Origin of the sequence: Staphylococcus sp. GDY8P57P, from assembly GCF_017892585.1 — a bacterium.
GTDB lineage: Bacteria > Bacillota > Bacilli > Staphylococcales > Staphylococcaceae > Staphylococcus > Staphylococcus borealis.
On sequence record NZ_JAESLK010000003.1, the window covers coordinates 133,441 to 146,075 of the forward strand.

Annotated in this window: 9 protein-coding genes and 1 pseudogene; 2 read left to right on the forward strand and 8 right to left on the reverse strand. The window is 32.9% G+C overall.

All coding sequences use genetic code 11. From position 1 onward, the window contains the following. Positions 1-234 precede the first annotated feature (234 nt). From KA878_RS01380 to KA878_RS01390, 3 genes and pseudogenes are all read right to left on the reverse strand, one after another. A pseudogene (locus tag KA878_RS01380) lies at positions 235-840 on the reverse strand (transposase); the annotation flags it as partial. Next, positions 809-982, reverse strand: a complete 174-nt coding sequence (locus tag KA878_RS01385) for a hypothetical protein (protein ID WP_193839219.1) — start codon at positions 980-982, stop codon at positions 809-811. The gene KA878_RS01385 and the pseudogene KA878_RS01380, both read right to left, overlap by 32 nt. Before the next feature lie 638 nt (positions 983-1,620). Continuing rightward, positions 1,621-2,244 (reverse strand): lysophospholipid acyltransferase family protein, encoded by a 624-nt coding sequence (locus KA878_RS01390; RefSeq protein WP_193839218.1) that lies wholly within the window; start codon positions 2,242-2,244, stop codon positions 1,621-1,623. Positions 2,245-2,411: 167 nt separating this feature from the next. Between KA878_RS01390 and KA878_RS01395 the strand changes: the two genes are divergently transcribed. After that, a complete protein-coding gene (locus KA878_RS01395; protein ID WP_193839217.1) occupies positions 2,412-3,692 on the forward strand; it encodes a S1C family serine protease in 1,281 nt (426 codons plus the stop codon). 198 nt (positions 3,693-3,890) lie between these two features. Here the strand turns inward: KA878_RS01395 and KA878_RS01400 are convergent, their stop codons facing one another. From KA878_RS01400 to tyrS, 3 genes are all read right to left on the reverse strand, one after another. Then, positions 3,891-5,300, reverse strand: a complete 1,410-nt coding sequence (locus KA878_RS01400) for a DHA2 family efflux MFS transporter permease subunit (protein WP_193839216.1) — start codon at positions 5,298-5,300, stop codon at positions 3,891-3,893. A 123-nt stretch (positions 5,301-5,423) separates the two neighbouring features. Next, positions 5,424-5,894: a MarR family winged helix-turn-helix transcriptional regulator gene (locus KA878_RS01405; protein ID WP_193839215.1), complete on the reverse strand. Its 471-nt coding sequence runs from the start codon at positions 5,892-5,894 to the stop codon at positions 5,424-5,426. Between the two features lie 124 nt (positions 5,895-6,018). Continuing rightward, complete coding sequence (gene tyrS, locus KA878_RS01410; RefSeq protein ID WP_210142053.1) at positions 6,019-7,281, reverse strand: tyrosine--tRNA ligase; 1,263 nt, start codon at positions 7,279-7,281, stop codon at positions 6,019-6,021. Between the two features lie 376 nt (positions 7,282-7,657). Between tyrS and KA878_RS01415 the strand changes: the two genes are divergently transcribed. Further along, the gene (locus KA878_RS01415; protein ID WP_398577031.1) at positions 7,658-8,581 is read left to right on the forward strand and encodes a transglycosylase domain-containing protein; all 924 of its coding nucleotides are present in this window, start codon (positions 7,658-7,660) and stop codon (positions 8,579-8,581) included. Between the two features lie 150 nt (positions 8,582-8,731). On the opposite strand, the gene KA878_RS01420 is transcribed toward KA878_RS01415, so the two are convergent. Continuing rightward, a complete protein-coding gene (locus KA878_RS01420; RefSeq protein WP_070855687.1) occupies positions 8,732-10,399 on the reverse strand; it encodes a formate--tetrahydrofolate ligase in 1,668 nt (555 codons plus the stop codon). A 523-nt stretch (positions 10,400-10,922) separates the two neighbouring features. Continuing rightward, positions 10,923-12,632: an acetate--CoA ligase gene (gene acsA / locus KA878_RS01425; RefSeq protein WP_193839213.1), complete on the reverse strand. Its 1,710-nt coding sequence runs from the start codon at positions 12,630-12,632 to the stop codon at positions 10,923-10,925. Positions 12,633-12,635 lie beyond the last annotated feature (3 nt).

The window sequence follows — 12,635 nt, forward strand, 5'->3', positions numbered from 1 at the left end:
TGTAAAATTTAAAATAATTTTATTATTTTAAATACTTATCAAAAATGCCCGTTGATTGAAAAATCGTATTGTTTGAATACTTATTCTTGTTTTTGAGTTTACTTAAATCCTTTATCAAATAACTTACTGGTTTTCAATTTAGACTTATTTACATAAGTAATTTTCAAACTCTGTCTTAGCCCCTTTTGTGCTGACGTGTTTAATATTACAATACTACATTTGATCTTAATTAAATCATTGTAAATCAAGGGTCCGGGACATAAGGCTCTTGGATAAGTAAATAAAGACAATTTCTTTTGAAATAATATAGAAATTGTCTTTATTATAATTTTTTTGATTATTTTCAGCTCGTTGAACTGTTACTTTTCTTATATTAAGTGCCATTAGCACAAATCCTAGTTCTCTTTTAGCTTTATCTATCCCTCGAACAGACATCCGAGTGAAACCTAAAATCACCTTCATAAATCCAAAAATCTACTCCACATAAATTTTCTTTGACTGTAGATATTTTTTGTTCTGGTTTTGAAAGCTTTTTGTTAATTCGGGATTTAAAATATTCCCATTTATAATGCTTCATTATTTTTTATTTTCATTTTGAATTAAAGTTTATACATTGATTCTTCAGCGGACATTCTGAACAAACATCACATTCATATAACTTGAAGTTTCATTTAAAACCATACTTATCATGGCGATAGGTATATCTTTTAAAACCTAGTCGTTGATTATTCGGGCAAATGGATTCATCATTAATTTCGTCATACTCCAAAATTTAAGTATTAAACCTGTCACTTTTATATTTTTTATTTTATCTTTTATAAACATCCCATATTTTAGGATTGTATGATGTTGCACCACAGTGATGTCTGAAGTCTTCTAATTCATTGTCAGGAATTGTTTCAACAATATCTTTTACATGATATGAAATATCATTTTGGGGAATAAGCACTGGAGTTTCTATTCGTAGAGTAAGTTGAGTCATATTATATTTTTTAGTATTTCAATTTAAAAATACATATAAATACAACGTATTGTGACAAGACGCTTGCGTTGATTATTAATGAACATAAGTGCTAGCACACTTATGTAAGAAATTCTAAAGATGAACTACGAATGACCTTGGATGACTCTTAGCACCTTATTTATTGAACACAAGTGCAACTGCACTTGCGTAAGTAGTTCTAAGATAGATGACGAAGTGTAGTTGTGTAGACTCCTAGTGGAAAAGAAAGTGTCGAGTGACTACAGGCACGAGCCTTTCCCACAGGAAAGCGAAACAACTTAATAGAGTGAATATCTATCTAAGAACTACTTTACAAAACCGCGGCTCGACCCATCCCCCTAGGCAAGCATCACAACAGAATGAGTAAATGTTCATCTAAGCATTTCTTTTGAGGACTACAGAATGAAGCTGTCCCATAAGAAGGACCCCAACACAGAGAAACTGAGTTAATCAGTTTCTACAAGCAAAGCACGTTGGGCAAGCGAGCCAACAATATCAAGTATTGTAAAGAAAGAAACCAGTAAATGCGTTTGTTAAAACGCATTTACTGGCTATTTCTCTAGGAATGATGTCCCAGACTCTTTGCAATCGTTCTACATTCATCTAACGATATCATTCTATTTATTTAAACTATCTTGAATTAAATGTAATTCTTTTTGTAATTGTGCTGTACGTGTCTCGATTTCATGAGTGAGATAGTCTATCTTCTCATTTCTCTTTAAATCTTTAGGTATATCAGATGGGTAAATAGGTTCTCCAAATTTAATTAGTGCCTGCCCTGTAATTAAACCGTGTAATTTTGTTGGTCCAACATACGCAGCTGGTAAAATAGGTGCTTTACCTAACATTGCAATCGTTGAAGCACCTCGTTTTAATGGCGCACCTTCAACAGAAGTACGATGTCCAGTTGGGAAAATACCTACTGTTTTATTGTCTTTTAATAAATTGACTGGTCTTTTTAGTGTACTTGGCCCTGGATTTTCGCGATCTACAGGAAACGCATTTAATAAAGTTAAAAATTGGCCAAACCATTTATTCTTAAATAATTCTTTCTTAGCCATATAATGAATTTCATTCGGTACTAAAGCCATTCCTAACATGATTACTTCATTATAACTTTCGTGTGTACATGTCACGACGAATTTATTATCTTTAGGAATATTCTCCTTACCGATCACATACAAAGATTTAGCCATTTTGACTAATATCAAATCTAATAGTTTACTGATAAATTGATACATTATGTCACCTGCTTATTGAAATATATACTTTATTGATTTTATCATTATCCTTATTTCTGAACAACTTTTCAAAAGATACATCTAAAGTCTGATGGTGGATTACTGGCATTATTTCATCAAAACTTTCATAATTAAATAAAGGGTTAATATTATAATGGAGGTTAAAAATGTCTGAATTTAATCAAGAAAATCAATCCAATCATAGCACCTATCAGCAACCTCAACCTGGAAAGCCAAAATTTCCGTGGTTTAAAACCGTTATTGTGGCATTAGTTGCTGGTATAATTGGTGCATTACTTGTATTGGGAGCTAGTAAAATAATGGGGTTAGTCGGAATCGATAACGGTGGCGCACAAGTTCAAGAAGCCAGTAATAGTAAAGGTGGCAATGTGCTAGACGGAAAAAGTGATAAATACAAATCCGTCAATGCAATGATAAAAGATGTTTCTCCTGCGATTGTTGGTGTCATCAACATGCAGAAAGCCAATGGTTTGGAAGATTTTTTACAAGGTAAATCATCATCAAAATCAGAAGAAGCCGGTATAGGTTCAGGTGTAATCTACCAAATCGATAACGATTCTGCTTATATTGTGACAAATACACATGTTATAAGTGGTGCTTCTGAGATAAAAGTGCAACTTCATAGTGGTAAGCAAGTTGAGGCAAAATTAATCGGTAAAGATAGCGTTTCAGATATTGCAGTTTTAAAAATAGATAATACGAAAGGTATTAAATCGATTAAATTTGCAAATTCTTCTAAAGTACAAACTGGAGATAGCGTCTTTGCAATGGGTAATCCATTAGGTCTTGAATTTGCAAATTCAGTAACTTCAGGTATTATTTCAGCCAATGAGCGTACAATCGAATCTAATACGACTTCAGGTGGTACGAAAGTTAACGTCTTACAAACAGATGCTGCGATCAACCCTGGTAACTCTGGCGGTGCACTAGTGGATATTAATGGTAACTTGGTCGGCATCAATTCTATGAAAATAGCTGCCGAACAAGTAGAAGGTATTGGTTTTGCTATTCCAAGTAATGAAGTTAAAGTTACAATTGAACAACTAGTTAAACATGGTAAAATCGAACGTCCTTCTATCGGTATCGGTTTACTAAATTTAAGTGATATACCTGATTCATATAAAAAAGAATTAAATACAGATCGTGATGATGGAATTTATGTTGCAAAAGTAAGTGGTTCAAGTGAATTAAAAACAGGCGATATTATCACAAAAATAGATGACAAAAATGTTAAAGAAGACACAGATTTAAGAACATATCTATATCAAAATAAGAAGCCTGGCGAAACAGCAAAACTTACGGTTATTCGTGACGGTAAAACATTAAACGTCAATGTAAAACTTAAAAGTCAATCAGCCGCTACATCATCAAATCAATCATCAAATTCTGAGTCAGAATTTAGTGGCAATAGTCAGTTTATACAGTAGGAAGTAACATAATATATATAAATCAGGCTAAGATAATGATATTAATATAATGTGATTATCTAGCCAATCTATAGTTACTGACTGATTTTGAGCAAAAGCTATAAAATAAAGGTTCTCAACTTTAGTCTCCCATGCGGGGGTGGAACAATAAATTCGTAAAGAATTTTGTTCCACCCCTATTTTCTTTTATCACATTGTTTATACCGTCTTTTTCGATTTTTGAGTTAAAAATAACGCTGGAATCACAAGAAGAATTAAAGTTATAACTGATACTAAAAATCCAGCGTGATAAGCAATGATATTATTCGCCATTGAAGAACCTAATCGATTTACTACAAGTGAAAGCACTGTTGCTATAAAGGCCGTTCCGAAACTTGAACCAACATTTTCAATCATATTAATACCAACACCAGCTTCAGCCAATTTATGCTCATCCATCCCCATATAGGCATCCGTAGTGAGACCTAAATTAATACCACCAACACTACAACCTCTTAAGAAGAGTATCAATGATAGAACAACTATGCTTGTATGTTCAGTTATAAATAATAAAGGTACTGAACCAAACATTGAGATAATAACACTGATAATAACAACCCATTTAGCACCAAATTGATCAATAACTTTACCAATATAGGGTCTTGTAATAAGCATACCCAGACCCTGTGGTATCAGTGCTAGAGCAGCTTCAATTGGCGAAAACTGCTTAAAAGTCTGAAAGTATAATGGAATAATGACCATTGGCCCCATGATACCGATGTTAGAAAGAAAGAGACCTATGAATGATGCAGTGTAATTTCTTCTTTTGAATAGAGAAATAGGTAATATTGTATTATCATCCTTCATTTTGTTATAAACAAAATACAACATAATGAAAATACAACTTACAACTAAGAGAACCATTGTCGTCGTATTGTAAAAACTATGATAGTCGCTCGCTTTCGTCAAACCATAAATCATAGAAATACTGATTAATCCTAATAAAATAACACCAATCATATCAATAGACTTCTCTTTATTTAAAGGCTTAAAGTTTGGTAAATATTTCATTTGTAAAAGAATCGCAACGATGACCACGATAACATTAATAAAAAACATCCAACGCCAAGACACAAAATGAATGATAACACCACCGATTACTGGTCCTAAAATAAGTCCAAAAATCATAGGTGTACTTACAATTGCCATTACTTTTCCAATATGGTCTTGACCTGTTGTCTTAATCAATAATGTAAACATTAACGTTGTAATAACGCCTGCAGACATACCTTGAATAATTCTAAATATAATAAAGCTCTCAACATTCCAACTGATACCAGCTAAAACTGATGTCATCCCAAATAGTATCGAAGCAGAAATAAATACGTACTTTCCATTATATTGATTGACCAACCACCCTGCTATTGGAATAATTAACGCTAGTGCAAGAACATAACCTGTTATTCCCCACTGTACGATATCGAGCGTTGTACCAAATGTATGATTTAACTGTTTAATTGCTATATTAATCATTGTTGAATCTAACATAGGTGCTATAGCCCCTAATGCAATTGCCCAAGCAGCAATCATTATTTCTCTTGAAACTTGACGTTCATTAACTTTCGACATTAGAACCCTCCTGTATATTGTTTCCATGTCAACAAAATATACACCTTTTTTGTTTCCTTGTCAACAAAATATAAAAAAGAGCGGAATAAAATTCGCTACGAATTCATTATTCCACTCTAACAATTAAAGCGTACGTTGTTGCTGTTCTATAAGTTGGTCTAAATGGTCATTATATCTTTCTATAAACGTCATCATATTTTTAAATTCATCTTCAGTCATACTATCAAAAACCGTTTGATCTCTATCTTGAAATGTTTCATGTAGTTCAGCGTGAATGCGATAGACTTTCTCACCTTCATGAGTCAACTTAAAATAAATTTCCTTTTTATTATCTTCACTTTTAAAACTTTCAATTAATCCTTTTTGTTGCAATCGCTTAGTTAATTTACTAATAGCACCTCTCGTCATAAATAACTTATGCGCTAAATACCTTACATTAGGTTTCTGATATTCTTTGATTGCTTCAATACAGTGGACTTCCGAAGGCTTATATCCTTTAAGCGCTTGTTCCATTTTATCTTTATTTAACCAACCTATTTTGTTAAATAAATCTCTAAAGCTATTCATTAATATTTCTTCTTTATTATTTGTCATTTCATCACTTCTTTATGTTCTTATAGTATATTCATTATAACTATATTTGAATAACATTTCATAAAATAAGGGCAAGTAGCATCATCGTAAATACTGTGCTACATTGCCCATTCACTTAAAATGCTTATTTATAATTAAGCATGAAATATTTTTTCTTACCACGACGAACAATTGTGAATTCATTATCAATTTTATCATCGTCACTTAATTCAAAGTCCACGTTTTGTTGTCTCTCACCATTAATATAAATCGCACCGTTATTAACATCTTCGCGTGCTTGACGTTTAGATGATGCAATTCCTGTTTCAATTAATGCGTCAATGATGTTTGTAGTTTCAGTTGATAATTCAACTTGTGGTACATCTTTGAAACCTTCTTTTAATTCTTTACCTGATAATGATTTTAAATCACCGCTAAATAACGCTTGAGAAATACGAATAGCATCATTTAATGCTTCTTTTCCGTGGATAAATTCTGTCACGCTTTCTGCTAATGCTTTTTGTGCTTCTCTTAAATGAGGTTGTTCATTTTTAGATTGTTCTAAACGATCAATTTCATCTTTATCTAGGAATGTAAAGTATTTTAGGAACTTAATGACATCATCATCTGATTGATTAATCCAAAATTGATAAAATTCGTATGGACTTGTTTTATCAGCATCTAACCAAACTGCACCTGATTCTGACTTACCCAATTTCTTACCATCCGATTTCGTCACTAATGGAATAGTTAAGCCATAAGCTTCAGTTTGACCATACATACGACGCATTAATTCAATACCACTTGTGATATTTCCCCATTGGTCAGAACCACCTACTTGCAGTTTACAATTTAATTCACGATTTAAATGTCCGAAATCAATTGCTTGTAGTATTGTATATGTGAACTCAGTGTATGAAATACCATTTTCAAGACGAGATTGTATTGAATCTTTACCTAACATATAGTTCACACCAACGTGCTTACCATAATCTCTTAAGAAATCGATTAATGAAATTTGATTTAACCAATCTTTATTATTAACGAGTACCGCACCTTTGTCAGAACCAAATTCAAATAATCTATGCATTTGATCACTAATACCTTTAACATTAGCTTCTACTTGGTCTTCAGTTTGTAATACACGCTCTTCAGATTTCCCAGATGGGTCACCAATCATACCTGTTCCACCACCAATTAATACAATTGGTTTATGACCATGTTCTTGGAAACGACGTAAAGTCATAAATGGTAATAAATGGCCGATATGTAAACTATCGGCTGTTGGATCAGCACCACAATATAATGAAATTTGTTCTTTATTTAACAGTTCTTCAATCGCTTTTTCATCAGTTTGTTGATAAATTAAGCCTCTCCATTGTAGTTCTTCAATTAATGCATTAGTCATAATTTATTCCTCCTATATATATTGATTTATTAATCATTGATGATTGATACTCTATTTAAGGTAAAATAAAAAGCGCCCTTACACATACAACATGTAAGGGCGCTTGAGCACGTTACCACCATACTTAAATAGCAAATAGCTATTCACTTTATCAATGATACGTTCATTAATAAAACGTTGGATAATTCATCATAAGGTGTATTCATATAAGCGTAATTATTAGTTCACAGCAACCACTAACTCTCTGAAAATCACAAATATATTACTTGTCCTCATATCCAAAAGATATTGAATTGTAATTAATTATAAGTATAAAAAATATAAAAGTCAAATATGCGAATATGATATACTATACTTAAATTTTAGGAGGTTTAAGATGAAAAGGATGTCAACCAACACAAATAGAGACTCAAAGTTTAATACATTTGAAAAATCCTACAAAAAAGTAAAACATATCATTGTAGGCTTATTTAGTGTTGGTTTATTGGTGAGCATGATTGGATTTATAGGAACAGTCATCTACTTTAATCACTTAACACATGAATCATCTCAAATAAGTGATAGTGAATTACAACAAAAAGTACTTCACTTTGCCGGTGATGATTTAATAAATCATAATAATTCTAATATGTTAGAGGAATATGACAAATCCGAAAATTCTCTTATCGTCGGTCCAAAACACGTTAATCCAAATGTTATCAAAGCACTTACCTCTTCAGAAGATACCATGTTCTTTAAACATAATGGTATTTTGCCGAAAGCGCTCGTACGTGCGATGATTCAAGATGTATTTGATCTTGATCAAAGTTCTGGTGGTAGTACAATAACCCAACAACTAGTTAAAAATCAGGTATTATCAAGTAAAAAAACATATAGTCGTAAAGCAAACGAACTTATATTGGCAATGCGTTTAGAAAAATTATTATCAAAGAATGAGATTATTTATACATATTTAAATATTGTACCTTTTGGTAGAGATTATGAAGGCAATAATATTACAGGTATCGCATCAGCGTCATACAGCTTATTTGGTATACCTCCGAAAGACTTAAACATTGCCCAATCTGCTTATCTTATCGGCTTATTACAGAGTCCTTATGTTTATACGCCATATGAAGAAAATGGTGAATTAAAACCATATAAAGCGGTTAAAATTAGTGTCGATCGTCAACATTATGTGTTAAAGCGCATGCTCGTTGAAGGTGTAATTAACAAAGAAGAATATCGTCATGCCAAGCGATATCATATCTACCATCATTTATTAACAAATCCTGAATTAACGAATCATCAACCTGCATAATTTCATCTTAACTATAGAGTAGTTTTATTTTATACATTTTATTTTCATACATTGCTCATTAAAAAAGCCGACAAAGTGTAACACTTTGTCGACAGATTTAATCATGTATCTTCGTATACATATAATTTTTATTTACTATATATTATTGCTTTAGAATAAACCTACTGCATGACCATCTTCTGTAACGTCCATATTTAACGCAGCTGGTTTCTTAGGTAATCCAGGCATAGTCATAATTGCACCTGTTAAGGCAACAATAAATCCTGCACCTGTTTTAGCTTCTAATTCTCTAATTGTAATATCAAAATCAGTTGGTGCTCCTAATGCAGTAGCGTCATCACTGAATGAATATTGTGTTTTAGCCATACAGATTGGATATTTACCCCATCCATTATCAGTAAATTCTTTTAATTGTTTTTTAGCTTTTTTACTGAATGTTACTGAAGAACCACCGTAAATATCTTTTACGATTGTTTCAATTTTTTCTTCTAATGATTGATCTAAATCATATAAGAATTTGAAATCATTTGGTTGTTCGATAACTTCTAATACTTGGTTAGCTAATTCAACGCCACCTTTACCGCCTTTTTCCCAAACTTCAGTTAAAGCGATTCTAACGTTATTTTCTTTAGCCCAAGCTTTTACAGCTTCAGTTTCTGCATCAGTATCATGAATAAATGCATTTAATGCGATAACTGGTTCAACTCCGAATTTACGGATGTTATTAACGTGACGTTCTAAGTTAACGATACCAGCTTTTACAGCTTCAACGTTTTCTTCTTTAAGATCATCTTTTGCTACGCCACCATGCATTTTAAGCGCACGAACTGTTGCAACTAATACGACTGCTGATGGTTCGAAGCCAGCTTCTCTAGCTTTGATGTCGATAAATTTCTCAGCACCAAGGTCTGAACCGAATCCTGCTTCAGTTACAACGATATCTGCAAGATCACGTGCAGTTTCTGTAGCTAAAATAGAGTTACAACCATGTGCAATATTTGCGAATGGTCCACCATGAACTAATGCAGGTGTACCTTCAATTGTTTGAACTAAGTTAGGTTTAATAGCATCTTTTAAAATCATTGCTAATGCACCTTCAACTTTTAAGTCAGCAACTGTAACTGGTTTACGGTCGCGAGTATAGCCGATAGTAATACGACTAATTTTTTCTTTTAAGTCATTAATATTACGAGCTAAACATAAGATAGCCATTACTTCTGAAGCAACTGTAATGTTGAAGCCATCTTCACGTGGTACACCATTTGTAGGTCCACCTAAACCAACGTTCACATGACGTAATGCACGGTCGTTCATGTCTAATACACGTTTCCATTCAACACGACGTACATCAATGCCTAAGTCGTTACCTTGATGGATGTGGTTGTCGATAAATGCAGATAACGCATTGTTAGCAGTAGTAATGGCATGGAAGTCACCATTGAAGTGTAAGTTAATGTCTTCCATTGGTAATACTTGTGCATAACCACCACCAGTTGCCCCACCTTTAATACCAAATGTAGGTCCTAATGCTGGTTCACGTAAAGCGACCATTACATTTTTATTTAATTCGTTGAACGCATCAGATAATCCAACTGTAACTGTAGATTTACCTTCACCTGCTGGCGTAGGACTCATAGCAGTTACTAAAACGACTTTCCCTTTGTTGTCTTTAGGTTTGATTTGATTGATATCAATCTTAGCTTTATAGTGACCATATTGTTCTAAAGCATCTGCTGGGATGCCAGCTTTTTCAGCGATTTCTCCAATAGGTTTAAGTTCTGATTGATTAGCAATGTCTAAATCTGATAAATGTGCCAACTTATTTCAACCCCTTATTAATTTTAGTTTGATTTATGTAAGAATACCTCAAACAAATGTTTTAAGGTTTCTTTTAATCTTACATACTAATAATAACTAACAATGAAAGCGATGTCGAATTTTTGAGAGCGTTTCCAATGATTTGTGTAAAATTTAACTTAATTTTATGATAAATCAACTAATTTAAATATATACTGAATGTAAATCATTAACTTTTTAGGTAAAAATACATTATTACTTTATTTAAAATTTAGAACGATTATTTCTAAATTGAACAGTAATTTAATAATTCTAAGAACAAAATCTCTTAAATCATGTGATCTAAAATGGATAGTAGAATGTAGTTAATCATTGAGCCCAAACAAAGACTATCTCAAAATAGATTTACAAATTAAGCAAGTTGGACAAGTAAAGTAACAATACGAATTAATGTAAATAAAGAAACCAGCAAATGAAGTTGTAAAAACTCATTCGCTGGTTATTTGACTAGGAATTATGTCCCAGATCTTGTCTAATAAATGATTTAATCTTCCATTGTACTTAAATCACCTGCATCTAAGTTAAGCTCCCAAGCTTTCAATACACGTCTCATAATTTTACCTGAACGTGTTTTTGGTAATTTATCTTTAAATTCTATTTCTCTTGGTGCTGCATGACCTGATAATCCTTCTTTAACAAACTTACGAATTTCTGTCTTTAATTCGTCAGATGGTTCATAACCTTGTCGTAATGAAATAAAGGCTTTGATAATTTCACCTCTGACTGGATCTGGCTTACCGATAACCCCAGCTTCCGCAACCGCTTCATGTTCAACCAATTTAGATTCTACTTCGAAAGGACCCACACGCTCACCAGCAGTCATAATGACATCATCAACGCGTCCTTGGAACCAGAAATAACCATCTTCATCTTGATACGCAGAATCTCCAGATACATACCAATCGCCAATGAAATATGAGTCATATTTTTCAGGGTTCTTCCAAATTGAATACATCATTGATGGCCAACCTTTCTTGATAGCTAAATTACCCATTCGATTTGGTGGTAACTCATTACCTGAATCATCAACAATAGCAGCTTCAATACCTGGGAGTGGTTTACCCATTGAGCCTAATTTAACATCAACTGCAGGGTAATTTACAATCATATGTCCGCCTGTTTCAGTCATCCACCATGTATCTAACACGCGTTTATCGTAAACATCTTTAGACCATTTTATAACTTCAGGGTTTAAAGGCTCACCTACTGATAATATTGAACGTAATGATGATAAATCATATTTCTCAACGATATCATCACCCGCACTCATCAACATTCTTAGTGCAGTCGGTGCAGTATACCAAATCGTTACTTTAAATGTTTCAATCATGCTATACCATTGTTCAGGTGAGAATCGTCCTCCAGCAATACAATTCGTTACGCCATTTAACCAAGGTGCAAAGACGCCATAAGATGTTCCTGTAACCCATCCAGGATCAGCTGTGCACCAGTATATGTCATCTTCTTTTAAATCTAATACGTATTTACCTGAAATATAGTGAAGTAACATGGCCTTTTGAACATGTAATACACCTTTAGGTTGACCAGTAGAACCAGATGTATAATGCAAGATAAGTCCATCATCTTCTTTCAACCATTCGATATCAAATGATTCACTAGCATGATGCAATTCTTTATTAAAATCTATATATTGTTCATCTACATCCTCATCAACGACTATAATCGTCTCAAGATGTGGTAATTTCTCCTTAGGAATTCGATTAACTAAACTGTTTGTCGTAATAATAACTTTTGCCTCACTATTATCTAACCTATCCGTCACTGCTTTTTCCATAAAGGCTTCAAATAGAGGTCCCACGATAGCACCTATCTTTAAAATACCAAGAAAAGCAAAATAGAGTTCAGGTGTTCTAGGCATAAAGATAAACACACGATCCCCTTTTTGAACATTTGCTTTATCAACTAATACATTTGCAGCTTTATTTGATAATACTTTTAATTCTTTAAACGTATATTGTTCTTTACGCTTTTCATCTCTATAGTTAAGTGCAATTTTTTCACCTTTGCCATTATCGACATGGCGATCTATGCACTCATAAGCCATATTAATTTTTCCAGTTTCATTCCATGAGAAAGCTTTTTTCACTTCGTCCCAATCAAAGTCTTGATAAGTTTTTTCATAATCTTGTAAATTATAATTACCTTTCTCGCTTTCAAACACTTCTACTTTCATTGT

Excerpts from the sequence above, each read along its gene's own strand:
- KA878_RS01405 (WP_193839215.1), bottom strand. The coding sequence starts at position 5,894 with ATGACAAATAATAAAGAAGAAATATTAATGAATAGCTTTAGAGATTTA.
- KA878_RS01400 (WP_193839216.1), bottom strand. The coding sequence starts at position 5,300 with ATGTCGAAAGTTAATGAACGTCAAGTTTCAAGAGAAATAATGATTGCT.
- acsA (WP_193839213.1), bottom strand. The coding sequence starts at position 12,632 with ATGAAAGTAGAAGTGTTTGAAAGCGAGAAAGGTAATTATAATTTACAA.
- KA878_RS01415 (WP_398577031.1), top strand. The coding sequence starts at position 7,658 with ATGAAAAGGATGTCAACCAACACAAATAGAGACTCAAAGTTTAATACA.
- KA878_RS01385 (WP_193839219.1), bottom strand. The coding sequence starts at position 982 with ATGACTCAACTTACTCTACGAATAGAAACTCCAGTGCTTATTCCCCAA.
- KA878_RS01390 (WP_193839218.1), bottom strand. The coding sequence starts at position 2,244 with ATGTATCAATTTATCAGTAAACTATTAGATTTGATATTAGTCAAAATG.
- tyrS (WP_210142053.1), bottom strand. The coding sequence starts at position 7,281 with ATGACTAATGCATTAATTGAAGAACTACAATGGAGAGGCTTAATTTAT.
- KA878_RS01395 (WP_193839217.1), top strand. The coding sequence starts at position 2,412 with ATGTCTGAATTTAATCAAGAAAATCAATCCAATCATAGCACCTATCAG.